This is a genomic window from Burkholderia sp. MSMB1072 (assembly GCF_001524725.1).
GTDB lineage: Bacteria > Pseudomonadota > Gammaproteobacteria > Burkholderiales > Burkholderiaceae > Burkholderia.
In genome coordinates this window covers 109,277-132,533 of sequence record NZ_LOYC01000056.1, presented here as the reverse complement: position 1 = coordinate 132,533, position 23,257 = coordinate 109,277, and the positions used below count along the sequence as shown (strand labels likewise).

29 protein-coding genes are annotated in these 23,257 nt (G+C 68.8%); 11 read left to right on the top strand and 18 right to left on the bottom strand.

Annotated features, from left to right (window positions below):
• Positions 1-329 precede the first annotated feature (329 nt).
• Together WS89_RS25460 and WS89_RS25455 are read left to right on the top strand one after the other, a co-directional pair.
• Positions 330-614: a helix-turn-helix domain-containing protein gene (locus tag WS89_RS25460; protein WP_059499329.1), complete on the top strand. Its 285-nt coding sequence runs from the start codon at positions 330-332 to the stop codon at positions 612-614.
• Complete coding sequence (locus WS89_RS25455) at positions 604-1,908, top strand: HipA domain-containing protein (protein ID WP_059794247.1); 1,305 nt, start codon at positions 604-606, stop codon at positions 1,906-1,908. The genes WS89_RS25460 and WS89_RS25455 overlap by 11 nt, the downstream gene beginning before the upstream one ends.
• 63 nt (positions 1,909-1,971) lie before the next feature.
• Here the strand turns inward: WS89_RS25455 and WS89_RS25450 are convergent, their stop codons facing one another.
• Positions 1,972-2,937 (bottom strand): SDR family NAD(P)-dependent oxidoreductase, encoded by a 966-nt coding sequence (locus WS89_RS25450; protein ID WP_059794245.1) that lies wholly within the window; start codon positions 2,935-2,937, stop codon positions 1,972-1,974.
• A gap of 139 nt (positions 2,938-3,076) precedes the next feature.
• On the opposite strand from WS89_RS25450, the gene WS89_RS25445 reads away from it, so the two are divergent.
• Positions 3,077-3,997: an AraC family transcriptional regulator gene (locus tag WS89_RS25445; RefSeq protein ID WP_059499326.1), complete on the top strand. Its 921-nt coding sequence runs from the start codon at positions 3,077-3,079 to the stop codon at positions 3,995-3,997.
• Positions 3,998-4,156: 159 nt separating this feature from the next.
• On the opposite strand, the gene WS89_RS25440 is transcribed toward WS89_RS25445, so the two are convergent.
• A complete protein-coding gene (locus WS89_RS25440) occupies positions 4,157-4,369 on the bottom strand; it encodes a twin transmembrane helix small protein (RefSeq protein WP_006489184.1) in 213 nt (70 codons plus the stop codon).
• Positions 4,366-4,716 (bottom strand): hypothetical protein, encoded by a 351-nt coding sequence (locus WS89_RS25435; RefSeq protein WP_059779919.1) that lies wholly within the window; start codon positions 4,714-4,716, stop codon positions 4,366-4,368. Before WS89_RS25435 ends, WS89_RS25440 begins: the two co-directional genes overlap by 4 nt.
• A 240-nt stretch (positions 4,717-4,956) precedes the next feature.
• Between WS89_RS25435 and WS89_RS25430 the strand changes: the two genes are divergently transcribed.
• Together WS89_RS25430 and WS89_RS25425 are read left to right on the top strand one after the other, a co-directional pair.
• Positions 4,957-5,715, top strand: coding sequence for a YoaK family protein (locus WS89_RS25430; RefSeq protein ID WP_059499325.1), 759 nt, complete (start codon positions 4,957-4,959; stop codon positions 5,713-5,715).
• 89 nt (positions 5,716-5,804) lie between these two features.
• Positions 5,805-5,990: a ribbon-helix-helix protein, CopG family gene (locus WS89_RS25425; protein WP_006489181.1), complete on the top strand. Its 186-nt coding sequence runs from the start codon at positions 5,805-5,807 to the stop codon at positions 5,988-5,990.
• Positions 5,991-6,047: 57 nt separating this feature from the next.
• Here the strand turns inward: WS89_RS25425 and WS89_RS25420 are convergent, their stop codons facing one another.
• Positions 6,048-6,884: a spermidine synthase gene (locus WS89_RS25420; protein WP_059794242.1), complete on the bottom strand. Its 837-nt coding sequence runs from the start codon at positions 6,882-6,884 to the stop codon at positions 6,048-6,050.
• 66 nt (positions 6,885-6,950) lie between these two features.
• Entirely contained in the window at positions 6,951-7,304 is a 354-nt protein-coding gene (locus tag WS89_RS25415) for a zinc ribbon domain-containing protein YjdM (protein WP_373558396.1), read from the bottom strand.
• Positions 7,305-7,662: 358 nt separating this feature from the next.
• On the opposite strand from WS89_RS25415, the gene WS89_RS34315 reads away from it, so the two are divergent.
• From WS89_RS34315 to WS89_RS25400, 3 genes are all read left to right on the top strand, one after another.
• On the top strand, positions 7,663-7,926 hold the full coding sequence (locus WS89_RS34315) for an HPr family phosphocarrier protein (RefSeq protein ID WP_059794240.1): 264 nt from the start codon (positions 7,663-7,665) through the stop codon (positions 7,924-7,926).
• A gap of 66 nt (positions 7,927-7,992) precedes the next feature.
• Positions 7,993-8,214, top strand: coding sequence for a hypothetical protein (locus tag WS89_RS25405; RefSeq protein WP_034209183.1), 222 nt, complete (start codon positions 7,993-7,995; stop codon positions 8,212-8,214).
• A 338-nt stretch (positions 8,215-8,552) separates the two neighbouring features.
• Positions 8,553-9,119 carry a GNAT family N-acetyltransferase gene (locus WS89_RS25400; RefSeq protein WP_059794238.1) on the top strand — a complete coding sequence of 189 codons (567 nt, stop codon included), beginning with the start codon at positions 8,553-8,555 and terminating at the stop codon, positions 9,117-9,119.
• A 21-nt stretch (positions 9,120-9,140) separates the two neighbouring features.
• Here the strand turns inward: WS89_RS25400 and WS89_RS25395 are convergent, their stop codons facing one another.
• Together WS89_RS25395 and WS89_RS25390 are read right to left on the bottom strand one after the other, a co-directional pair.
• Positions 9,141-9,362 (bottom strand): hypothetical protein, encoded by a 222-nt coding sequence (locus WS89_RS25395; RefSeq protein ID WP_059794237.1) that lies wholly within the window; start codon positions 9,360-9,362, stop codon positions 9,141-9,143.
• 23 nt (positions 9,363-9,385) lie between these two features.
• Positions 9,386-9,718 (bottom strand): hypothetical protein, encoded by a 333-nt coding sequence (locus WS89_RS25390; RefSeq protein ID WP_059794235.1) that lies wholly within the window; start codon positions 9,716-9,718, stop codon positions 9,386-9,388.
• 589 nt (positions 9,719-10,307) lie between these two features.
• Here WS89_RS25390 and WS89_RS25385 point away from each other — a divergent pair.
• The gene (locus WS89_RS25385) at positions 10,308-11,018 is read left to right on the top strand and encodes a response regulator (RefSeq protein WP_059499320.1); all 711 of its coding nucleotides are present in this window, start codon (positions 10,308-10,310) and stop codon (positions 11,016-11,018) included.
• 65 nt (positions 11,019-11,083) lie between these two features.
• Here WS89_RS25385 and WS89_RS25380 read toward each other — a convergent pair whose 3' ends face one another.
• The 3 genes from WS89_RS25380 to WS89_RS25370 form a co-directional block, all read right to left on the bottom strand.
• On the bottom strand, positions 11,084-12,727 hold the full coding sequence (locus tag WS89_RS25380) for an efflux transporter outer membrane subunit (protein WP_059499319.1): 1,644 nt from the start codon (positions 12,725-12,727) through the stop codon (positions 11,084-11,086).
• Between the two features lies 1 nt (position 12,728).
• Positions 12,729-14,321, bottom strand: coding sequence for a DHA2 family efflux MFS transporter permease subunit (locus WS89_RS25375; protein WP_059794234.1), 1,593 nt, complete (start codon positions 14,319-14,321; stop codon positions 12,729-12,731).
• An 85-nt stretch (positions 14,322-14,406) separates the two neighbouring features.
• Positions 14,407-15,795 carry an HlyD family secretion protein gene (locus WS89_RS25370; protein WP_059794232.1) on the bottom strand — a complete coding sequence of 463 codons (1,389 nt, stop codon included), beginning with the start codon at positions 15,793-15,795 and terminating at the stop codon, positions 14,407-14,409.
• Between the two features lie 171 nt (positions 15,796-15,966).
• Between WS89_RS25370 and WS89_RS25365 the strand changes: the two genes are divergently transcribed.
• Together WS89_RS25365 and WS89_RS25360 are read left to right on the top strand one after the other, a co-directional pair.
• Positions 15,967-16,167, top strand: a complete 201-nt coding sequence (locus tag WS89_RS25365; protein WP_059499316.1) for a hypothetical protein — start codon at positions 15,967-15,969, stop codon at positions 16,165-16,167.
• A gap of 199 nt (positions 16,168-16,366) precedes the next feature.
• Entirely contained in the window at positions 16,367-16,840 is a 474-nt protein-coding gene (locus tag WS89_RS25360) for an NUDIX hydrolase (RefSeq protein ID WP_059499315.1), read from the top strand.
• Here WS89_RS25360 and WS89_RS25355 read toward each other — a convergent pair.
• The 8 genes from WS89_RS25355 to WS89_RS25320 all read right to left on the bottom strand — a co-directional run bounded on the left by WS89_RS25355 (position 16,815) and on the right by WS89_RS25320 (position 23,255).
• A complete protein-coding gene (locus WS89_RS25355; RefSeq protein ID WP_059794230.1) occupies positions 16,815-17,297 on the bottom strand; it encodes a hypothetical protein in 483 nt (160 codons plus the stop codon). The genes WS89_RS25360 and WS89_RS25355 overlap by 26 nt on opposite strands.
• Positions 17,298-17,408: 111 nt before the next feature.
• Positions 17,409-17,888, bottom strand: coding sequence for a BON domain-containing protein (locus WS89_RS25350; RefSeq protein ID WP_059794228.1), 480 nt, complete (start codon positions 17,886-17,888; stop codon positions 17,409-17,411).
• Between the two features lie 181 nt (positions 17,889-18,069).
• The gene (locus tag WS89_RS25345) at positions 18,070-18,573 is read right to left on the bottom strand and encodes a low affinity iron permease family protein (protein WP_059499312.1); all 504 of its coding nucleotides are present in this window, start codon (positions 18,571-18,573) and stop codon (positions 18,070-18,072) included.
• Positions 18,574-18,734: 161 nt separating this feature from the next.
• On the bottom strand, positions 18,735-19,475 hold the full coding sequence (locus WS89_RS25340; protein ID WP_059794226.1) for an FRG domain-containing protein: 741 nt from the start codon (positions 19,473-19,475) through the stop codon (positions 18,735-18,737).
• A gap of 127 nt (positions 19,476-19,602) precedes the next feature.
• A complete protein-coding gene (gene copM / locus WS89_RS25335) occupies positions 19,603-19,986 on the bottom strand; it encodes a CopM family metallochaperone (RefSeq protein ID WP_059499348.1) in 384 nt (127 codons plus the stop codon).
• A gap of 98 nt (positions 19,987-20,084) precedes the next feature.
• Positions 20,085-21,755: a GMC family oxidoreductase gene (locus tag WS89_RS25330; RefSeq protein ID WP_059794224.1), complete on the bottom strand. Its 1,671-nt coding sequence runs from the start codon at positions 21,753-21,755 to the stop codon at positions 20,085-20,087.
• A complete protein-coding gene (locus tag WS89_RS25325) occupies positions 21,742-22,407 on the bottom strand; it encodes a gluconate 2-dehydrogenase subunit 3 family protein (RefSeq protein ID WP_059794223.1) in 666 nt (221 codons plus the stop codon). The genes WS89_RS25330 and WS89_RS25325 overlap by 14 nt, the downstream gene beginning before the upstream one ends.
• Positions 22,404-23,255: a hypothetical protein gene (locus tag WS89_RS25320; protein WP_059794221.1), complete on the bottom strand. Its 852-nt coding sequence runs from the start codon at positions 23,253-23,255 to the stop codon at positions 22,404-22,406. Before WS89_RS25320 ends, WS89_RS25325 begins: the two co-directional genes overlap by 4 nt.
• Positions 23,256-23,257: the final 2 nt, after the last annotated feature.

Sequence of the window (23,257 nt, the reverse complement as noted above, 5' to 3'; positions counted from 1 at the left end):
CGCGTTCGGGATATGGCGGCGCGTGTAGCGAGTCGGACGGAATTGTAGAAAGGGGCGTTCCGCGCGAGAGCGGCGAACGGCTGCCGTTGGTGGTGGCCCGCGCTTTGCGACGACCGGACAAAATGCGTTCGATCGCTCGCTTTCCGTATCCGATCGGATACGGACATTCTCTCCGCAATCATTTCACGACATTCGGTTCCCGATCGGGTACGAAACGACGCCCCGGGCGTCGCGACTACTTTTTCGTTCCCGCACGAATACGAATTGATGCCCGCGCCCGCGAGTTATGCAATACTGTTCCCGATCAGATACGAAGCACGGAGAACGTCATGTCGGAGTCCCGGTCCGTCGACACGATCGGCGCGCTCGCCCACCTCATTCGCGCGACGCGGATCCAGCAGGGATTCACGCGGGACGAGCTCGCGAACGCGACCGGGCTGTCGCCAAAATTCATCAGCCAGGTGGAAGCCGGCAAGCCGACCGCGCAAATCGGCAAGGTCATGCTGTTGCTCGGCGAACTGGGGGTGCGGCTGTATGCCGAATCGTCGATCGAGATTTCCGAAGCCACCGCGCTGAAGGCCGCGCAACGCCGCAGGAGCAGCCATGGCGGCTAGAACGCTGATCGCGTCCGCGAACGGCGTGCGCATGGGCACGCTGACCGACGACAAAGGCATCTGGTCGTTCGCGTACGACGCGAACTGGCTCGCGTCGCCCGCCGCGTATCCGCTGTCGCCGGCCTTCCCGCTTCGCGCCGGCGTCTTCACCGACACGTCGACCGATCGCCCGGTCCAGTGGTTCTTCGACAACCTGCTGCCGGAGGAAGGCATGCGTACGTCGCTCGCGCGCGAGGCGAAGGTCGATGCGGCCGACGCGTGGGGCCTGCTCGCGTACTTCGGCCGCGAATCGGCCGGCGCGCTGACGCTGCTGGCCGACGGCGAGCACGAAGCGGCCGGCGGCCTGCAACCGCTGCCGCTCGACGAGCTCGAACGCCGGATTCAGGCGATGCCCGAGCGCGCGCTGACGGCCACTGCACCCAAGCGCATGTCGGCGGCCGGCGCGCAGCAAAAGCTCCTGCTGGTGCTGCGCGGCGATGCGCCCGACTACGCGCTGTTCGAGCCGGTCGGCAGCGAGCCGTCGATGCACCTGCTCAAACCCGACATGCGCGCGGCCGGCTATCCGCATTCGGCGATCAACGAGTTCTTCTGCATGCAGCTCGCGAAGAAGATGGGGCTCGACGTGCCCGACGTTCATTTCCTGCGCGCGCCGTCCGCCTGCTACGTGATCGACCGGTTCGACCGCGACGTCACGTCCGAACCGGCCGGGCGCGTGCATACGATCGACGCGATGCAACTGCTGAACTACCACCGCGGTTTCAAATACCAGCGGGCCAATGCGCAGGAGCTTGCCCGTGCGATCGACCGCACCAGCACGCGCGCGCTGACACGCCTGTCGGTGTTCCGCTGGACCGTGTTCAACGTGGTGGTCGGCAATGCCGACGCGCACCTGAAGAACCTGTCGTTCTTCGTCGACGCGCGCGGCTACCGACTCGCGCCGTTCTACGACATCGTCAGTACGGTCGCGTATCACACGCCGACGCACCGCCCCGGCCATCGCGGCGATCACTGGCCGCACTGCGAGCTGACGATGCCGCTCGGGCATGCGACGCGGTTCGCCGATATCGACGTGCAGGCGCTGGTCGCGTTCGGTCAGGCGCTCGGGCTCAGGGAGAAAGCGGCCGCCACTGAATTGCAGCGTTTTCTCGAACCGCTCGATCGTCACGTCGAGCAAACGCTCGATGAAGTGCGGAACGTCGCGCATCCGGACGCCGGGGAAATGCGGTTGCTGAATTCGATCGTTGCCATGCCGATCGCGGAGATGGGGCGCGTGCTGCGGCAGACGCGCGGATAGGCTGCCACGCGCGGGCGTCGTGCCGCCCCGATACCCGCGCGGCGCCCGGCGAATGTCGGGGCGTCAGCGGCGCGCCGCAAAAGCATCGACACCCGTCGCTGCCGCGGACCACGCCCACAGCCGCGACGCCTCCTCCGGATCGATCGCATGCGGCCGCACGCCCGATTCCTCGTTGCCGCGCGTCACCGCCGCAACGTCGCAATCCTCGCAATAGACGCCGCCGAGATCGGCGATGCGCGGCGACGTCGCCGCCCATACCTGAGTTGCCGCCCCCTGCGCAGGCGTCTTGAACGTCGGATCGACCGGCACGCCGTGCTCGTCGACCCAGCCCTGCGCCATCATTTCTTCTCGCGTCAGATGACGCTGCAGCGGCGTCGCGATCTTGCCGGGATGCAGCGAATACGCTCGGACACCGAACGGTGCCCCAAGCACGTCGAGCTGCACCGCGAACAATGCGTTGGCGGTTTTCGACTGCGCGTACGCCAGCCACTTGTCGTAACCGCGCGCGAACTCGATATCGTCCCAGCGGATCGGCGACAGCCGGTGCCCGAGCGACGACACCGCAATCACGCGCGCGCCGTCGCCGTGCGCCAGCACAGGCCACAGCCGGTTGACGAGCGCGTAGTGACCGAGGTGGTTGACGGCCATCTGCGCTTCCCGACCGTCGCCGACGCGCGTCTCGGGGCACGCCATGATGCCTGCGCTGTTGATGACGATATGCACGTTGCGCCGCGCGTCGACGAACCGCGCGGCGAATGCGGCCACGCTCGCGGCGTCGGCGAGTTCGAGCGGCGCGATCTCCACGCCGGCGATGCCGCGGGTCGCTTCGCGCGCGGCCGCGACGCTCCGTGCGCCGACGACGACGTGCGCGCCGGCTTGCGCCAGGGCACGCGTGGTTTCGAGGCCGAGGCCCGAATGGCCGCCCGTGACGACGGCGGTCTTGCCGTGCAGGTCGACGCCGGCCAGGACGTCGCTCGCCGTCGAGGCGGCGTCGAATCCGGAATGAAGAGGGTGCTGCCTGCTCGTCATTGAAGGCTCCAGGAATGGTGCGCGAAGCACGCGGCCGCCCATCGGCCGCGTCACCGCACGAGATCATTCTCCGGCCGTACAACCGGACTGTGAATGCAATAGAATCCGGTTTTTCGTCGAGATCGTCCGGGGGCTGTGCGTGGACCCGCTATCGGAAGTGCTGTCGCTGCTGGAGACGCGCGACTCGTTTTTCACCGGCTTGCGGGCCGGCGGCCCGTGGGCGGTCGACCTTCCCCCACCCGACGGGATCAAGTTCAATGCGGTGGTCGAAGGCAGTTGCTGGCTGACCGTCGACGGTGCGGGACCGCCCGTCCGGCTGCGCGCGGGGGACTGCTTCCTGCTCGCCGCGCCGCGGGCGTTTTCGCTGGCGAGCGATCCGTCGGTCGCGCCGATCCCGGCCGCCGACATGTACCGGCATGTCGAACGCGGTATCGCGCACTATGGCGAACCGGCCGACTGCTTTCTGATCGGCGGCCGCTTCGCGTACGAGGAAGGCATGCCGCTGCTGCTCGGCAATCTGCCGCCCGTGGTGATCGTGAGCGGTGATTCCGAATCGGCGGCGGTGTTGCGCTGGTCGCTACAGCAACTCGCACGGGAATTCGACGCGTCGTCGCCGGGCGGGTCGCTGATGGTTCGGCATCTCGGCCACATGATGCTCGTACAGATTCTGCGGCGCTATGTGGACGCCGGCGCGAATGGCGATGTCGGGTGGCTTGCCGGGTTCGCGGATTCGCGGGTCAGCGCGGCGCTGGCCGCGATTCACGCCGCGCCCGAGCGACGCTGGACCGTCGACGCCCTGGCGGCCTGCTGCCACGTGTCGCGTTCCACGTTCGCGCTGCATTTCAAGCGGCGGCTCGGGTTCGGGCCGCTCGAATACGTGCTGCGGTGGCGGATACAGATGGCGATGCGCGAACTGCGCCGCTCGAACGCGCCGGTATCGGCGATCGCGCAGCGGCTCGGCTACGACTCGGATAGCGCGTTCGGTCATGCGTTCAAGCGCATCGTGGGTTGTTCGCCGCGCGCATATCGTCACGGCGTGACGAGCGAGTCGGGCAGCTAGCGTCGTTACCGCACCCCGGGCATGCGAGTTTGCGATTCCATCGACGCCACGCATTCGCATCGCGACTATCGGGATAAGTATTCTTATCACAATAGCTTCATTATCAGATCAAACCAGCGTTTGCGAAAACGCCCCGCCTGCGGCGAGGCGTCCACCGGTTCATCGCCCGATCGGCAATCCGGTCGGTTCGATCCAGCCGAGCTTGTATGCGATCAGCAGCGACAGAAACAGCGTGACCGACAACCCGACGCGCGCGGCGAGCGACCACGCCATCCGCTTGGACTTGCCGCGATCGTGATTCATGAAGTACAGCGCGAAGATCAGGCTCGCGATGATCATCGCGAATGCCACAGAGACCAGCAGGGTTTTCATTGCCGTTGCCTTTGAAGTTCCGAATCGGCCCGAATCAGTTCGGCCAGTTTGTGCCGCTCGTCGGCGACGCCGCCGACGCCCGATGCCGGCCAGTCCAGCGCGACGCCGTTGCCGAGCGAATCGCGCACGAGTGCCTGATAGCGCCGGTCGTTGATCGTGCCGTGCTCCATCGTGTCCGAGATCTCGCGCCGGAACGGCAGCGGGAAACTCGCGTACGCGCGCGACAGCGCCGCGTATTGTCTCGCATCGATTTCTTTCGACGATGGTATGACAGTCCAGATCACCACGGCGACGATGGCCGTGAACGGAATCGCCGTGTAGCGAAGGATGAACTTGATCGGGGTCATGAAGCGGTGAGCAGAAGTGATCGCAAGCGCGCGCCGCACAGCGGCGAAACGGCCAGCCAGCGGCACTTTGCATCATTGTACTGAAAGCACCATCCAGCCAACAGAGTATGATAATGACATTACCATGTTGATCACATGATTCGATGGCCCGGCATCCGCTGCGGGCGGTGTGCCCGTCACGCCGCCCGCAGCGGTTTTCCGCCCGTACCCGCGAACCCGCGACGATTGAGCGAAGCCCTTATGCCAGCGCAGTACTTCCGAAACCTGACGGGGAAACACCGTAGTGCGACCGCGAACCGCCAGCTCGGGTTTTCGCTCGCGTTCGTCGCCGGCGCGGCCAATGCCGGCGGTTTTCTCGCGGTCAAGCAGTACACGTCGCACATGAGCGGGATCGTGTCGGCGATCGCCGACCAGACGGCGCTCGGCGACGTGCGGTTCGCGCTCGCCGGCATCAGCTCGCTCGGGTCGTTCCTGATCGGCGCCAGTTGCTCGGCAATCCTCGTCAACTGGGGGCGCCGCCGCGGGCTGCACAGCCAGTTCATGCTGCCGCTGCTGGTCGAAGCCGCGCTGCTGTTGCTGTTCGGGCTGCTCGGCAGCCATCTCGCGCTGTGGGAAACCTTCTTCGTGCCGGTGACCGTGACGCTGCTGTGCTTCATCATGGGGCTGCAGAACGCGACGATCACGAAGCTGTCGGGCGCGGAGATTCGCACGACGCACGTGACGGGCATCGTGACCGACCTTGGCATCGAACTCGGGAAGCTGTTCTACTGGAACCGCTCCGCCATCGACGTCGACGCGCACGCGGTGATCGCCAACCGTTCGAAACTGAGGATTCACGCGACGATGCTCGCGTCGTTCTTCGTCGGCGGCCTCGCCGGCGCCATCGGTTTCAAGCACGTGGGCTACGTATCGACCGTGCCGCTCGCCGCGATGCTGGTCACGCTGGCGATCGTGCCGGTGATCGACGACCTGCTCGCGCTGCTGCGCAGCAGACGCTGATCGTGCGCTACGGGCGGTGCTTGCGCACGCTAACGCCGAAAGCGGATCGATTATAATTTGATTAACATATCGACCACCCTCGCCCCGTCATGGAAACGAAAACCGCCCGCCTGACCGTCCTGATCGATCCCGCGAAGAAGGAAGCCTTCGAGATGCTCTGCGCGGAGCAGGATCTTACGCCATCGCAAGTCGTGCGGCAGTTGATCCGCGAATATCTCGACCGGCACGGCGTCACGTACAAGACCCGCAGCGCGATCGGCAAGCGCGTGAAGTAAGCGCGACCGCAAAGGCGCGCGCCGCCGCTCAGTGCCCCCAGGTATCCGCAACGACCGTTACGCGCCGATCTCCCAGCATTCGTGCGACTGCGCGCGCCAGACCAGCCGGCGTGGATCGATGCCCTCGCCGTGCTTCATGCGCCTCGCGGTGGCCGCCAGCTTCAGCTCGCCGGCCTGCGGGCAGGCGAGCGCCCGCTCCAGCAGGATACGCAACGACGGCAGCCGGCTGCCGTCCTTCCATGCGAATGCAACGAAGTTGTTGTCGTCGCCGCACGGCGCCAGCGCATACGACGAACCGAATACCGCTCGCAGTTGCTCGAGGTGTTGCGGCAATGCCGGATCGTCGTCCATGAAGTTGATCGCGAGCACCCCGGACTCGCTCAGGCGCGCGCGGCACGCATCGAGGAAGGTGCGACCCGTACAGCGGCCGCGCATACCGTCGGCGACGAACGCATCGTGCAGGATCACGTCCGTGCGGACGTCCGCCCGTTCCAGATGATCCGCACCGTCCGCGCATACCACGCGAAAGCGCGCATCGTCGGCAGGAATCCTGAACACGTTGCGCAGCGCGATCACATCCGGATTGATCTCGACCGCGTCGATCGCCGTGCCGGGCAGGTGGCGATAGCAGTACTTCGCGAGCGAACCGCCGCCGAGCCCGAGCATGCAGATGTGTGCGGGCTCGGCCTGCAGCAGCAGGAAACCCATCATCACGCGCGTATAACCGAGCGTCAGCTGCACCGGATCGCGCAGCGACATGAAGCTTTGGGTGCTGAAATGATCGAAGTGCAGCGAGAGCGCGTGCTGCGTCTTCAGCACGAACGGCCGGCCGTCGTTCAGCGGCGTCGCCAGGAACCTGACGAACGCGTCGTAGGAAGTTCGATCCTCGGCCATGCGCGGGTACTCGGCTGAAAACGCGGCGGATGAAAACGCGGATGCAACGGTCGCCTAACCGCGCGCTCAGACCTTCTTCAGGTAGCACGCCTTCAGCATGAAGCCGCCCATGTCGGTCTTGCAATCGACTTCGTGATCGCCGCCGACGAGCCGGATGCTCTTGACCTTGGTGCCCATCTTCAGCGTGATCGACGAACCCTTCACGCGCAGATCCTTGATCAGCACCACCGAATCGCCGTCCGACAGCACGTTGCCGTTCGCGTCCTTGACGACGTCGCCTGCCGGTTCGTCGCCGGCCTCGGCGCCGGCGTCGGCCGACCATTCATGGCCGCAGTCCGCGCACACGGTCAGCGCGACGTCAGGGTAAGTGTTTTCCATCGCGCATTGCGGGCAGGCGGGGGCGTTCATTGCGGTTTCCATTCGGGGAGGCATTCGGGTCGATCGACGATGCCGGGCGAGCAGGTTGCGCGCCCGGAGGTGCGGCGACTCGCCCGCGGCAGGACCGCAGGCCGGCATCGGCGCACACGGCATTATAATGCAATTCACATGATCGGGCCGATGCATTATAATCGTCCACTTTCGACAATCCGCGAATTTGAACGCACCTTTGCAGCCGATGTCGGCAAGTTCGCGCCGAATGACGCATGCAATCCGCCCGGCCGGCGCCTCGCAACCCTGCGGGAAATCTGCGCGCCGGCCGCCCGAGGTCCCGCAGCACGTGCGCAACCGTGCATGTCGCGCGCTGCCGCGCCCACCCGCCCGGAGGCTTTCCAGCATCGTGGCAACCGTCGTGTACGTTGAAATCGGCCCCGCATGGAACCGCAATCGGGGTCGCGCCGCGCGCGACGCGGCCGTCGCCGCGGCACGCCGCTTCGAGAGCGACATCCAGTTGATCGCGAACGGGCTCGGCAGCAACGCAAAAGACAGCGGCGCGATTGCGGCGCTCCAGGTTCACGGCGGCACGTCGGCCCAGGTGCTCGCCATCGGCCCCGACGAGGAAGCGGCGCTGCACGCGCTGCTGCCGTTGCTCCAGGCAAGCTGATGCTCGGCGCCGCCGATCCCGCGGCCGCGCGCCGTCCACCCCGAAACGCCATTTCCCGAGGAAGCGATGAACGACAACCTGACGTCCAACACCCCCAACCTGTCGGCCTCCGCGATCTGGGCGCTCGAACGCCTCGCCGATGTTCGCTACGGCCGCGACGCGCCGGCGCTCGGCTGGTCGATCGAACAGGAACTCGTCGGCGCGGGCTTCGTCAGCCATGCGGCGAACGGACGCTCCGGCGCGTCGATCACCGCGCAGGGGCGCAATTTCCTGAAGAGCCGCAAGTAACCCGCCATTCGGCACGGGCACGATCTCGCGTTGTACGCAACACGCAGGCGCGTCGATTGCCGTTGTCAGCAAGCGGACCGACAACTCACCCCAGGCCGTGTTCGCACCGGTATTCGCCACACGGCGGCGAACGGCCCCGCATTCGTCGAGCGCCCCGCGTGACGCGCACCAGACCGCGACGCCGTCACGCGAGCCGGTCCGTGCGAGCACCGCCGGCCCCCGGCCATCCGCATGATGCGGTCGCATGCGCCGATGCGGACGGGGATTGCATCCACATCGCCGTTTAGCGGTATCGTACGGGGCTCAAGCGCGGCGCCCTGCGTCGCCATCCCTTCCTCATGGAACGCCCGATGACATTCAGCGCCGCCCCCTCCGTCTCGTCCCCGCCCGTTCTCGATACGCCGCGCCTGATTCTCGAAGGCCATCCGCTCGGCGACTTCGATGCACTCGCCGCGATGTGGGCGGAACCCGGCGTCGTCGCGCACATCTTCAACGGCGAGCCTTCCAAGCCGCGCGACTCGTGGATGCGCATGCTCGCGTATCGCGGGCTGTGGCCGCTGCTCGGCTATGGCTACTGGGCGATCCGCGAAAAGGCGTCGGGCCGCTATGTCGGCGATCTCGGCTTCGCGGATTTCCACCGGAACATCGAGCCGCCGATTCGCGGCGTGCCGGAAGCCGGCTGGGCGCTGGCGACGTGGGCGCAGGGCAACGGCTACGCGACCGAGGCGCTCGCGGCCGCGCTCGGATGGCTCGACGCGCAGCAGCGGTTCGAGCGCAGCGTATGCCTGATCGCGCCGACCAACGTCGCATCGATTCGGGTCGCGGAGAAAGCCGGTTACGGCGAGCCGCAGCGCATCCGCTTCAACGACGCCGATTCGTTGATGTTTTCGCGAAAGTGTCGCTGAGCGAGGCGAGCCGGCGCCGGGTCAATCGGCGACCGGTTCGTAGCAATGCATGAACAGGCCGTCGTCCATCGGCCAGCAGTTGCCGCATTCGTCGCGCAGGATCCAGTCGCCCGGCTTCACCGAGCGCCAGCCTTCCGGCGTCGCGACCGCCCACTTGCCGTGACGGCGCTCTACCCGTTCATGGTCGCCGTCGGCGAACCAGCGCGTTGCCTCGACTTGCCCGGCGCGTTTTCTGAATTTCATGCCACCACCGAAAGAAACGAATCTCAGTGTCGCGTTTCCGCGGCACCGGTGTCGTGCGACTGCGGCCGCACACTCGGCGCGCTCGTTGTCGCGCGGGCCGCGTGCAACGCCGCCCAGCCTTCCGCGATGAGCGCCTCCAGCGTGTCGCGCGCGACGGTGGAGATCCGGACGTCGATCTCCTGCAGTTTCATCAGCGCCGACACGACCTCGTCCGGTTGATCGGGCGCGAGCGCAACGATGAACGCCGAACGCCTCTCGGCAGCCCGGACGGCCTCGCTCCAGTCGGCACGCGCCACCGCTGCTTCGATCGCATGCGTGAGCGACTCGAGACTCAGGACGACTTGCAACGGCGTCATTTCGCCTCCCCGTGAATAATTCGCACTGTCCGCTTGCCCGCTCGCCGGGAGCCGGCGCGGCGTCGATCCGACCCGTGCGCCTCCGGTCACGCATGCGCGCAGCATGACTCGACGTGTCGCCGAAGCAGGCAGTCGATGCGACCGGGAAACGGACGCCACCGCAGTATGCGATGCGCGCGAGTCAGGTTCGGGAATTGTAGGGAGCGAGACGCGGCAACGTCGGTAATATTTTGTAATGATATGTCGACTAACCTTGCCTGGCTTAGGTTCGGCCGGTGCGGGCGAGATTCGCGACGCCGGATTGGCGCAAACGTTTTCGTCTGAAGGATGCCCGCTCGCGCATCGTCGCGCGCGCCGCGCCGGATCTCGCATCGACCCGTTTCGATCTCACCCGCGGCCCGGCGCCGCCCGCCCCGCACTTTCCCCCTTCCAGCAGCGATTGGCCCATAGCTCAGTTCACCGAACGATTCAGATTTCGTCACATACCGCCGGAATGTTGCGCAGTATCATCCACGTCGCTTCGGCTACGACGCGCTCGGACTGGGCCTGACCGCTCGCCACCTTCCCGTTTTGCCCCCTTCGCTTACCGATGCCGATCCGAATCCTGCTCGTCGAAGACGACGTCCCGCTGTCCGCGCTGATCGCCGACTATCTGCGCAAGCATCATTACCAGGTGGATACGCTGTACGACGGTGCCGGCGCGGTGCCGGCGATCGTCGCGAGCCGCCCCGACCTGGTGCTGCTCGACGTCAACCTGCCGGGCAAGGACGGTTTCGAGATCTGCCGCGAAGCGCGCGTGCATTACGACGGTATCGTGATCATGGTGACGGGCCGCGACGAACCGTTCGACGAATTGCTCGGCCTGGAACTCGGTGCGGACGATTTTCTCCGCAAGCCGGTCGAGCCGCGCCTGCTGCTCGCGCGGATCAAGGCGCAGTTGCGGCGCACGCGCGTGCCGGCGAGCGACCCCGTGCCCGATACGCCGCAGCGATACGTATTCGGCAAGTTTTCGATCGACCGGGCCGATCGCCGCGTGCATCTTCCCGACGGCAGCGTGCCGCGTTTGACGTCGACCGAATTCGACCTGCTGTGGGCCCTCGTGTGCCGCGCGGGCGAGGTGGTCAGCCGGGAAGAGCTGACACTGCTGCTGCGCGGCATCGCGTTCGACGGCCTCGATCGTTCGATCGACGGCCGCATCTCGAAGCTGCGCCGCAAGCTGCGCGACGATGCGAACGAACCGAAACGGATCAAGACCATCCGCTCCAGGGGCTATCAGTTCAGCAAGCACGCGTGGGATTGAGGCCGCGCGTGGACCGACGAACGGCATCGCACGCGCGGCCCGCGATGTCCGGCGCGCGCTCGCAGCTATTGCGGGCGAGCCGTACCGGTATCCGCATTCGTGCCCGCGCCGGCCTGCCATCCGCCGCCGAGCGCCTTGTACAGCGCGACGAGATCGGTCGTCGTCTGCAACGCACCCTGCTCGGCCTGCTGCCGGCCCTCCGACCATTGCCGCTCGGCGTCCAGCACGTCGAGGAACGGCGACAAACCCTTTCGGTAACGATCGCGCGCGAGGTCCAGCGCGCCCTGTTCGGCCTTCACCGCATCGTCGAGCGCGGCCGCGCGCGCCTGATCGGTGCGGTACACGGCCAACGCATTGTCGACGTCGCGCAGCGCGACGAGCACCGCCTGCCGGTAGGCGAGCGCCGCCTCGGCCTGGCGCGCCTGCGACAGCCGCAGGTTCGACACGAGCGCGCCGCCGGAAAAGATCGGCAGGGACACGGCCGGGCCGAACGCATAGAACAGATGCGACCAGTGCGCGAGTTCGCGCACGTGCGACGCGCGCAGGCCGACCTGCCCCGTCAGCGAAATGTCCGGATAGAACTGTGCGACCGCGACACCGACGTCGGCGGTGGCCGCATGCAGTTCGGCCTCCGCGCGGCGGATGTCGGGGCGCCGGCGCGCGAGCGTCGACGGCAAGCCGACGGGTACGGTCGGCGGCACGTCCGGCAACGCGCGCGGGGCGGCAAGCCAGTCGTCGAGCGCGCCCGGCGCGCCGCCGACCAGGTACGCGAGACCGTTGCGCAGCAGCACGATCTGCTGGTCGAACTGCGGCAGTTGGGCGCGAATCTGCGCGAGCCGCGCGTCGGCGCTGCGCACGTCGAGATCGCTCGCGAGACCATGCGCGGCCTGCTCGCGCGTCAGGTCGAGCAGGTCGCGCTGCGCGCGTTGCAGGTCGTCGGCCAGCGCGCGCTGCGCTTGCGCGCCGCGCAGTTGCAGATAGGTCTGCGCGACCTCGGCCTCGAGCGACAGCAGCGCGTCGTCGCGGCTCGCGACCGCCGCGCTCGTCTGGGCGCCGGCCGCTTCGACCGAGCGGCGCACGCGCCCGAACAGGTCCAGTTCCCACGACGCGTCGAACCCGGCCTGCCACAGGTTGACCGGCGCTTCGAGGGCATCGAGCGCGCCGCGCGCGCCTTGCTGCACGCGCGCGCCGGTTCCCGGCCCGAACCGGTCGAGCGGCGATCCCGGCGCGCCGAGACGATCGACGCGCTGGTCGATGCCCTGCTCCTCGACGATGCCTTTCAGGCCGAGCTGTTCGCGCTGGTAGCTGGCGGTCGCACGCACGTCCGGCAAACCCTGCGCGGCCGCGGCGCGAACCTGCGCGCGCGCCTGTGCGATGCGCAGCACGGCGGCCTGCACATCGAGGTTGTCGTGCGCGGCGCGCTCGACGAGCCGGTCGAGCAGCGGATCGCCGAACGCGCGCCACCAGCGCGGATCGGGGTCGGCGTCGATCGTCGGCGAAGACCGGACGGCCACGCCGGATGCGGGGGCCGCCGCCCGGCCGTCCGCCTGCATCGCATGCCAGGTGTCCGGCGCGTCCGCGTGCGGCGGCTGGTAGTCGGGTCCGACGGTGCAGCTTGCGATACCGACGCATCCGATGAATATCGTCACCGCGCGACACGCGATAGCGCGAATCCAGCGGCGGTTGCGGTGCTCCCGATGCATGCGCATGTCAATGCCCTCCCGCGCCGCCCGCGGCCTTCGCCGGCGTGAACAGGAACGTCAGCGGAATGCTGAATGCGCAGAACACCGCGAGGATCGCGAACACGTCGATATACGCGAGGATCGTCGCCTGCGCGATGAATGTCTCGTACAGCCGCCCGTTCGCCGTCTGCAGCGCGGCCGGCGGCGGCGCGCCCGTCAGCGCGGCGATCGCGCGCGCGTTCTCCTGCAGCGCGTCCTGGAAGTTCTGCGACAGCGTCGACATGTGCGTGGACAGATGGGCCATGCGCGCCTGCGTGCGTTCGCGGATCAGGGCGGTCGACACCGAGATGCCGATCGAGCCCGCGACGTTGCGGAACATCGTGAACAGCGCGGACGCGTCGTCGTTGAGCCGCTGCGGCACGGTCAGGTACGCGAGCGTCGTGATCGGCACGAACATGAAGCCGATCGCGAGCGACTGCGCACACCGGATCATCATGAGGTGCGTGTAGTCGATGTCGGGCACCAGCGTGCGCGAATAGATCAGCGAGGCGCACAGCAGCACGAAACCGAACCCGACGAGATAGCGCGTCTGCACGTGCGGCATCAGCCGGCTCACGAGCGGAATCTCGAGCGTGATCAGCAGCGCGCCGGGCGACAGCACGAGGCCCGCGAGCGTCGCCGTGTAGCCGAGACGCTGCTGCGCGAGCTGCGGCACGATCACCGCGCTGCCGTACAGCACGGCCGCGAACGTCGCGATCGTCACGCAGCCGAGCGCGAAATTGCGATCGCGCAGGCACGACAGGTCGACCACCGGTTTCTTCGTGCGCAGCAGCCACAGCGTCGCGCCGATCAACCCGAGTGCGGACAGCACGGCAAACACGCGGATGAAGTTCGAGCCGAACCAGTCCTCGTCCTCGCCGCGATCGAGCATCACCTGCAGGCAACCGAGCCCGATCGCGATCAGCCCGATGCCGATGTAGTCGATGGAGATCCCGCGGTCGGCGCCGCGCCGCCACGGCGGATCCTCGACGAGCTGCATCACCGCGAGCACGGTCAGCGCGCCGATCGGCACGTTGAGCAGAAACACCCAGCGCCACGAGAAATGGTCGGTGATCCAGCCGCCGAGCGTCGGCCCGAGCACCGGCGCGACGACGATCGCGATCGCCGAGATCGAGAACGCGCGGTTGCGCTGCTCGGGCGGAAACGTATCGAGGATGATCGACTGCTGGTTCGGCTGCAGCCCGCCGCCGAACAACCCCTGCAGCACGCGGAACACGATCAGTTCGCCGAGGTTGGTCGCGACGCCGCACATGAACGAGCACACGGTAAACGCGGCGATGCACAGCAGGAAGTAGCGCTTGCGGCCGAGCATGCGCCCGAGGAAGCCCGAGATCGGCAGCACGATGCCGTTCGCGACGAGATACGACGTGAGCGTCCAGGTCGCCTCGTCGTAGCTCGCCGACATCGTGCCGGCGATGTGCGGCAGCGCGACGTTGACGATCGTCGTGTCGAGGATTTCCATGAACGCGGCGAGCGTGACGACGATCGCGATGAGCCACGGGTTCGCGGCGGGACGCCACGTGCCATCGGATGCGCCGCTGCGATCGGGCGGCCGGTTCATCGGCGGGCCTCGTCAGGCGGGAACGGCATGCGGGTATCGGGCATCGGATCGCTCCGGTCGAAACCGGCCGCGGCACGGCGGCCGGTCATTTCAGGTGGACGGTCGGCTCGACCGACAGGCCGAGACCGAGCGGCGGACGGGTCGGCAGCGGGCCGTCGAGCACGATCTTCACCGGCACGCGCTGCACGATCTTCACGAAGTTGCCGGTCGCGTTCTCGGTCGGAAACGCGGAGAAGCGCGAGCCGCTGCCGAGCTGGATGCTGTCGACGTGGCCGTGCAGGTCGAGATCGGGGTACGCGTCGACCGACACGTCGACGCGGTCGCCGATGCGCATCCGCTCGAGCTGCGACTCCTTGAAATTGGCGGTGATCCACACGCGCGGCGTGACGATCGAGAAGATCGACGTGCCCGGTTGCAGGAACGAGCCCAGTTGCACGTTGCGTCGCGTGACCCAGCCGTCGGACGGCGCACGCATTTCGCAATACGACAGGTTCAGGTTAGCCGTCTCGAGCTGCGCGCGCGCCTGCAGCACCTGCTGGCGGCGTTCCTCGACGGCCGTCTCGGCCTGCCGGATCTGCTGCGGCACGAGGCTCGCGGTACGCGCCTGCGCCTGGGCCATCGCGACGTTCGCGTCGGCGGTCGCGCGCTGCGCGTCGGCGGCGTCGATCGCCTGCTGCGACGTCGCGCGCGCATCGACCGCGCGCTGCCGCGTCTGCGCGGCGAGCGCCTGCCGGTACGCGGCTTCCGCGGATTCGATCTGCGCACGCGCCTGCCGGTACTGGGCCGGATACTGCACGCGCGCGATATCGAGCTGCACGCCCGCCGCGTCGAGCTGCGCCTGCGCGAGACCGAGCTGCGCCTGCGCCGCGTCGACCTGCGCGCGGTAGTCGCGCGGATCGATCTCGACGAGCACGTCGCCGCGCCGCACGAACGTGTTGTCGTCGATCGCCAGCCGCGTCACGTAGCCGGACACGTGCGGCGCGACCGCGACCGCGTTGCCGTCGGTATACGCATCGTCGGTGCTGACCTGGTTGCGCGTCGCGAACCACCAGACGAACCCGGCGACGAGCAGCACGACCACCACCGCGCCGAGGATGATCAGCGGCTTTTTGCCGGGGCGCTTGCGTTCGCCGTCGCCGTTGCCGCCCTCTCCGTCGCCGCCGGTGCGGCCGCCGCGATCGTCGTGCGGATGATCATCGCCGCCACCGCCGCCCGGGGCGTCGGTCGGGCGCTCGCCGTCGTTGCGACCCGGCGCGGCCGCCGAGCCGCTGCCGCCGCCGGACTGGCCGTCGCCCGCACGCGCGAGCTCGGTCGGCCAGCGGGCGTGCAGCGGCGTCGACAGGGCGACACCGGCCGCCGCCGACGCGAACGCGTCCGGCGCGCCGGTGCCGGGCGGTCCGGGCGTCAGCGCGCGCCGGACCGCGGCGCCAAATCGCTCACGAACGGACAACGGGCACAGGATCGCATCGGGCATAAACGGAACTCCAGGCGGTGGCCGCGAGCGTCATTGCCCGCGCCGACCTCAAGCGCGCGCTCAAGCAAACAGCGGACCCGGGGCGTGCTTCGCCCGAAACCGGCAGCCCGAACCCGGCACGCCCGATGCGCGACACGTACGCTTCGACGGCCCCGACAGGACTCGCGAACCATGAAGCGCTCGACCTCACTCGATACCGACACGCGCAACGAAGATCGCGGCGACAGCACGCCCGGCCCCGAAGGCAAGCGCCGTGGCACAGCCACGCCGCCGCCGCGCAGCGCCCGCGACCCGGCCGAAGGCAAGCCGGCGGAGCCGGAAGGCGGGACGCCGCCGCATCCCACGCCATCGAGCGAACACGGCGATTCGTGAGCGCCGCGCGCCGCACGGAATCGCCGCCCGCGTGGCCGCGACAGGCGGCGGCAGAAATGACAAGCCGTTGAAAAATCGCGGACGACGGCCCGACAGGCGGCCCCGAAACGCTCGCGCGACGGCCGGCGCGGCGGCGACGCAGGAACGCATGTTGCGGCACCGGATCATGGATCTTTCAATCACCCGTCGCCTGCCCTTCATGACGCTCCCCGACCCGTCCGATTTCCCTGTTCGCGCGGTACCGCTGGCGCCGTTGGCGAAGGAACGCGCGACGATCGTCTGCCATCGCAACCAACGCGTGCTGCTGGTCGCCCGCGGACCGTCGTCGCGCTGGACGCTGCCGGGCGGCGTGATTCGCCGGGGCGAATCGGCGCTCGACGCCGCGCATCGCGAACTTCGGGAGGAAACGGGGCTCGCCGATCTCGAGCTCGCCTATTTCTTCTACGTGGACGGCAGCGTGAAACGCCATCACGTATTCGTCGCGAACCTGCCGCGCGGCGCGCACGCGTGCCCGGGCCGGGAAATCGCGCTGTGCCGCTGGGTCGGGATCCACGCGGTGCCGCACTGGCCGGCGAGCGCGCCGACGCAGCGCATCATCCGTCAGTTCGCGGACCTGTGCGCCGCGTGCGGCCTGCCGCCGGCGCCGGTCACGCGTCTTTCGTCGCCTCGTTGAGTCCGGCGACCGGGGATTGCGGATCGCGCGCGAGCCCTTGCGCGAAGACCTTCAATCCTTCGAGAAGCGGCGTCAACGCATCCCACAGCGCCTCGTCGTGCAGCAGCCGGTAGATGCCGCGCACGCCGGGCGCGACATGCTCGTGCTGTGCCGGCTGCCATGCGCCGACGTGATGCAACGCGTCGGCTGCCGCAAACGCGGCGCGGCCGAACTGTTCCGGCGGAATGCGCGACAGCGCCGTCACGAGCATGGCGAGATTCTGCATGCCGCTCTGCATGCCGGGTTTGTCGAGCGCGTCGACGAACGTGTCGGCCAGCCGCGCGTTCGCGCTGACCACCTCGTTCGCGAAGCGCAGGAAACCGTGCCGATGCAGGCTGCCGAGCAGGTGTTCGAGCGCGTCGTGCGCGCCGGGCTCCGGATGCGGAGGCGTCGTGTCGGGGGGCTGGCGGTCGGTCATGGGCTTGCTCCGGTTGGGGCGCCAGGCCGCCGTCGTGCCGGCAGCCGTGCGTGCGCCGAATGCTTGTCGTATTCGTTCACCGGCCCGCCGGTGCGGGCAGCCGCCGCCGCGTCAGTGCGCATGACTGCCGGGCGGCGCCTTGTATTCGCTGCGCGCGCCCATCGCATCCTCGACGTGACGCACGCCATGCAATGCGGCGACGCCGTCGATCAATGCCTGCCGTTCGGACTCCTCGACCTGCCCGGTCAGGCACACGTTGCCGCGCTCGACGCTCACGTCGATGTCGCGCGGGCGACCGACGAGCCGGCCGAGCGCAGCACGCACGCGCTCGGCGACCTGCACGTCGCTCGCATCGCCCGCGAGCCAGTCCGCCCGCAGGCCGGCAATCGCGCCGCGCGCATGGTCGGCCGCCCGCTTCGCCTGCGTATTCGCATAATCGGCCACGCCATGCCGGCCCGCAACCGCCTTGTCGCGCAAATAAGCGCGTCGCCGCCGGCCGGACGAAGGATCGAGGAAGTACATCGCGGCCGCCCCGCACGCAACGGCCACCGCAAGATTCAACAACGGATTCGAAGGGGTTCTGGAGTTCATGGAGGCACCGTAGGCAATACCCGGGACAGCCGGGCTTCGTTTCGGTATGCAGCACGTGCCGTTCCCCGGTGCAAGCGTCGCGTGCAAGCCGTCGCGCGGCGATGCGGCGCCGGAAACGACAAGCGTTTGAAAAATCATCGGGCCGCGCATCGCTCGACCTGAAGACCGGAAAATCGGAAGATCAGGATTCGGGCGTGCCGGCCGTTTCCGCGCGCTTGCCGCCCGGCTCGTCCTCGCCGCGCTCGGCCGCGCGCTGCGCCATGTCGACGTAGGTTTGCGCCAGCGCGCGCAACTCTTCCTCCGACGCATCCTCGATCCCGATCAGCCGGTCGCTCGCCGCGCGCGTCACCGCGAGCAGTTCGTCGAGCTTCAGATGCAACGCCACGCTGTCGCGGTTCTGGTTGCGTTGCAGCAGGAACACCATCAGGAACGTGATGATCGTGGTGCCGGTATTGATGACGAGCTGCCACGCGTCGGAGTAGTGAAACACCGGCCCGCTCACGAGCCACAGCACGGTGATGGCGACCGCGCTGCCGAACGCCACCGGCGAGCCGGCCCAGGTGGTCACGCTCGACGCAAAACGTTCGAACGCGCGGGTGACGGCGTGCCCGGCCGGCCGGGAACCGGCGCCGGCCTCGCACGCCGTGTCGCGACGGTCGCGCGGTGGTTCGTTGGGTTCGCGCATGAGAGCCTCCGATTCGATGGTTGGTTTGAATGCGCATGAACCGCGTCGCCGCCCGCCGCGAAGCGCACGCAAGCGAGGGCCGCTCGGGGTTCGGTCCCGTCTGCGCGCCGTCGAGACGAGCATCGCGCGTGCCCGCCCGCACACCCCATCCGGCGGCGGCTTCACTGCGGCGCGTGCGTGTCCTCGTCGTCCGGGAAAAAGCGCGTGTCGGTCAGCTGTGCGATGCCGTCGAGATCCGGAAAGATCGTCGCGACGCTCACGCCGACGCCGGCAAGCTCCTGCCGGATCGTCGCGAACCGGGCGCCCGGCACGACGATGCGCATGAGGCGGCAGGCGAAGTCCGCATGCTCGTCGAGCGGCACGAAACGCTCGGCGCCGGCGTCGTAACAGTGAATCGTGAACCAGCCATCCTGCGCGGTGATTCTCGGCATCACGTGGCGCGGCCGGAACACCTTGGTGCGCGCGACCTGCAGCGGGGCGCGCCGTTCGGCGGCGGTCGCGATGTCGTCGGCGTCGTGCGACAGGCACCACACCACGCCGTCGCCGCCCGATTCGCCCGCGCGCCTGACCGCGAACCACAGCGCGGCCAGTGCGTTGCCGGACCAGTCGAGCAGACGCGTGCGCATCCCGTGCTGCTGCGCGAGCGCGAGCCAGTCGCACGCATCGAGGTTCTGCCCGGGTTCGAGATGCGGCAGCGCGCGCCGCGTGAATTCGTCCAGCATCCGCGCTTCGACGTCTGGCGACGCGCGCTGCCGCGCGATGCCCGGCACGAGCGGCCAGCCGGCGTTGCACTGGCCGCGAAAGAGCCGCAGCGCCATCGTCCGACGCTGCGCGCCGATCACGGCCATGTAGTCGGCCACGCTGTCGATCGAGCGGCCTGCCGCCTCGTGCTCACCGTCCATGCGTCGCGCCTCCTGTCGCTTTTGCCCGTATTCGCGGCCGTCTCGGCGGCACGCGTTCGGCAGGGTCGCTTGCCGGATGCGGCGCGACCGGTACGGCCGGCTGCGTATCGCCGTATCGCATCGCGGCTCACGGCGTCTTGCCGTGCTCCTTCTGCCAGCGCTCCATCAACGCGATCTCGTCGCGCTGCGCGGCGACGATCCGGCTCGCGAGCTGCCGCAGCGTCGGGTCCTTGCCGTATTTGAGTTCGACCTGCGCCATGTCGATCGCGCCCTGGTGATGCGGCGCCATGTGCGCGACGAAATCGCGGTCGGCATCGCCCGTGTACGGCGCACTCTCCATCGCCTCCATCATTTTTCGGTCGGCGCGCTTGAACGCCTGCGTGGACGTGTCGGGCACGCTGACGGGATTGGCGGGGCGCAACTGCCCGGCCGCGGGCAGCGCCGACGCGCACGCCGCCAGCAGTGCGCAGGCGGCGCAACGGCGCAGGGATGAACGGTTGAATACTGGCATGAGACGATTCCTCGACAAGAAAGTGAACGGTTCGCTCGCGGCATCCTCGCTCGTAAGCACGCGTCGTATCGGTCGCTGCGGGGGCCGCGCCGCGCGATTCACCGCCATCGCGCTCGCGCATGCGAATCGCCGCGTGCGACCAGCGCGCGGATGCGGTCGGCGGTGCGGCACGCGATCGCCTGGATCGTCAGCGACGGATTCACGCCGCCCACCGTCGGAAACACCGAGCCGTCGCACACCCACAGGTTCGGTATGTCCCAACTGCGGCAATCGGCATCGACGACGCTCGTCGCCGGGTCGTCGCCCATCCGCACGGTGCCGGCGAGATGGCACGTGTCGTCCTCCTCGTGCCAGATGTCGCGCGCGCCGGCCGCTTCCAGCGAACGCCCCATCTGCGCGAGCGCATGGCGGATCATCCGGCGATCGTTGTCGTCGTACGAATAGGTCACGCGCGCGACCGGCAACCCGAACGCGTCGCGTTCGTCGGCGAGCGTCACGCGGTTGTCCGCGCGCGGCAGCGTCTCGCCGACGATCTTCAAGCCGGCCTGGAAGTTGTAGCGCGCCATCTCGCGCTTCAGCGCGTCGCCCCACAGCCCGCGCGCGGCGACCTTGCGCGCCCATTCGATCGGCAGCGGCCCCTGGCTCATCCAGCAATAGCCGCCGAAGAAATCCTTGCCTTCGTCCGCATAGTTCCAGTGCTCGGTGATCGACAGCGACGGCGGCCCCTTGTACCAGCGCACTTCGTCGTCCATCGTCCCCCACGACGCCTGGTTGAGCTGCGCCATCAGGTAGCGGCCGACGAGGCCCGAACGGTTCGCGAGCCCCTGCGGATGCCGCCCGTTCGCGGACAGCAGCAGCAGGCGCGGCGTCTCGATCGCATAACCGGCGACGACGACGTTGCGCGCGCGCTGGAACCGGGTGCGGCCGTCGCGCGCGTAGTGCACGCCGGTCACGCGATCGCCGTCGGCCTCGATCCGCAGCGCCATCGCGAGATCGCGCACTTCGGCGCCGGCCGCGACCGCCCGCGGAATCCACGTGACGAGCGCACTCTGTTTCGCGTTGGTCGCGCAGCCGGCGATGCAGAAGCCGCGGTACACGCACGGATGCGCGCGGCCGCGCGGCGCGGACAGCGTCGCGAGCGGCGTCGGCGTCCAGTCGATGCCCAGTGCCTCCGCGCCGCGCGCCAGCACGAGCGCGGCCGCGTTCAGTTCGTGCGGACGATACGGATAGCGCGGGCGCGACGGCCCCCACGGGTAGTTCACCGGCCCGCTGATCTTCAACGCCTGTTCGACCTCGCGGTAGTAACGCCACATCTCGCGCCAGTCGAGCGGCCAGTCGACGCCGTAGCCGAGCGCGGTGCGCGAGCGAAACCACTCGGGCCGGAACCGCAGCGACACCATCGCGAAGTGCACGGTGCTGCCGCCGATCGCGCGGCCGCTGTTGTTGGTGCCGAGCGTGAGCGGATCGGCGCCGTCGCAGATCCGCTCGTCGGTCCAGAACAGCTTGTGCTGATGCGTCTCGTCGGACGCGAATTCCTCGAGGGGCCGCCACCATGCGCCCGCGTCGAGCGCGACGACCGAGAAGCCGTATTCGGCGAGCTTGCACGCGAGCGTGCCGCCGCCGGCGCCGGTGCCGACGATCACGAAATCGACCGCGTCGTCGTCGCGGAACATCCGCATCGGCGACCAGCCGCCGACCCGCAACGGATCGGGCGCACGGCCGTCGCGGCCGCGCGGCGACGGGGCGGACAGCGGTTCATTGGCGGCCATCGCGATCGCCCTCCTCCACGCGCATTTCCGCTTCCCACGGGTCGCGCCGGTTGAAGTCCATCCGCACGTAGCCGCGCGGGCTCGCGGGGCCGCCGAAGCCGATCTCGTTCCACGCGAACGGATGGCCGTAATACGCGCCGCAGATATCCATCAGCACGCGCTTCGCGAAGAACGTGCGCGGGTCCATGCCGGCCCAGGCCGGTTCCATCTGTCGATCGACGTCGCCTTTCTGTACCGCGTGCAGCAACGCGTCGGCGTCGCGCGCGGCGAGCGCCGCGAACGGGCAGCCGTGCGCGTGCAGCGCCATCGCGTCGAGCGCGGCGAGGCCCGTCTGCCACGCGGCGCGCAGCGGGGGAAGACGCGCATCGCGATAGCCGTCGCCGTCGTCGGCCGCGAGCCGCGCGTCGACCAGCGCGGCGGTCGGGATCGCGCCCGCGCCGCCCGGCTGCTGCGGCACGATGCGCGTGCACAACGCACCGAGCGTCGCGAATCGTTCGGCATCCAGATGACGCGGCGCATTCGCAGCCACGCGCAGGCGCGCATCGATCGCGCGCCGCGTCGCATCGTTCCACGACGGCGTGTCGCGCTTGGCGAGCACGTCGTAGCCCGGATAGCGCGGCAGCGCGACCGGCTTGCGGTTCGCATCGCTCATGACGCCTCCTGTTCGGCGAGCGCGGTCGCGGCCAGCCCCGCGATCGCGAGCGCGGTGAAGCTCGGCGGCGCCGGCAGCGGTGGGCCCGACAGCAGGTTCTGCGACCAGTTGCGCCAGCCGCCCATCTGCCGCGCGACGCCGCGCGCATGAAACGCGACGCCGACGAACCCGAGCACGGCCGTCGCGCGCAGCCACCCGCGGCAGAACCGCCGGTCGGCACGCGGGCGCGACAGCGCGAGCCGGGCAGTCGCCAGCGCGGCAAGCGGCGGCACGACGAGCGGTGCGAACATCGCGCGATGCTGGAAGGCGCCGCGAAAATGCAGCAAGCCGACTTCGCCGAGCGTGCCGACGAGCCCTGCCGCGACCAGCCCGGCAAGCGCCCGCCCGGCAGGCAGCCCGGCGAGCCGCGGCGCATCGGCGGGACCCTCGCGCAGCCGCTCGCCCGCCGCGCCCAGCGCGCCCGACAGCAGCAGCGCGAACGGCGCGCCGAGCGGTGCGCCATAGAACAGGTTGTGCCAGCTGAAACCGCCCGGCCGCTTCGTCACGTTGTACAGGTGGAACGCGGAACCGGCGACGCCGACCGCGGCCGATGCGACGTGCACCGCGTCGCGCAGCCGGTGACGCACGGGCGTATCGTCCGCGTGGCCGTGCACGCTCGCGATCACCGACAGCGTCGACATCGCGAGCGGCGCGAGCATCGCGCGATTGTGAAAGGTGCCGCGATAGTGCTCGACGCCGCTGTCGGCGAGCACCGAGCCGGCCAGCAGCAACGCGCTGCGGTTCAGCAGCCGCGCGGCGTCGGCCAGCAGCCTGTCGCGCTCGGCGGCGCGATGTCGGCGGTGTCGCATCG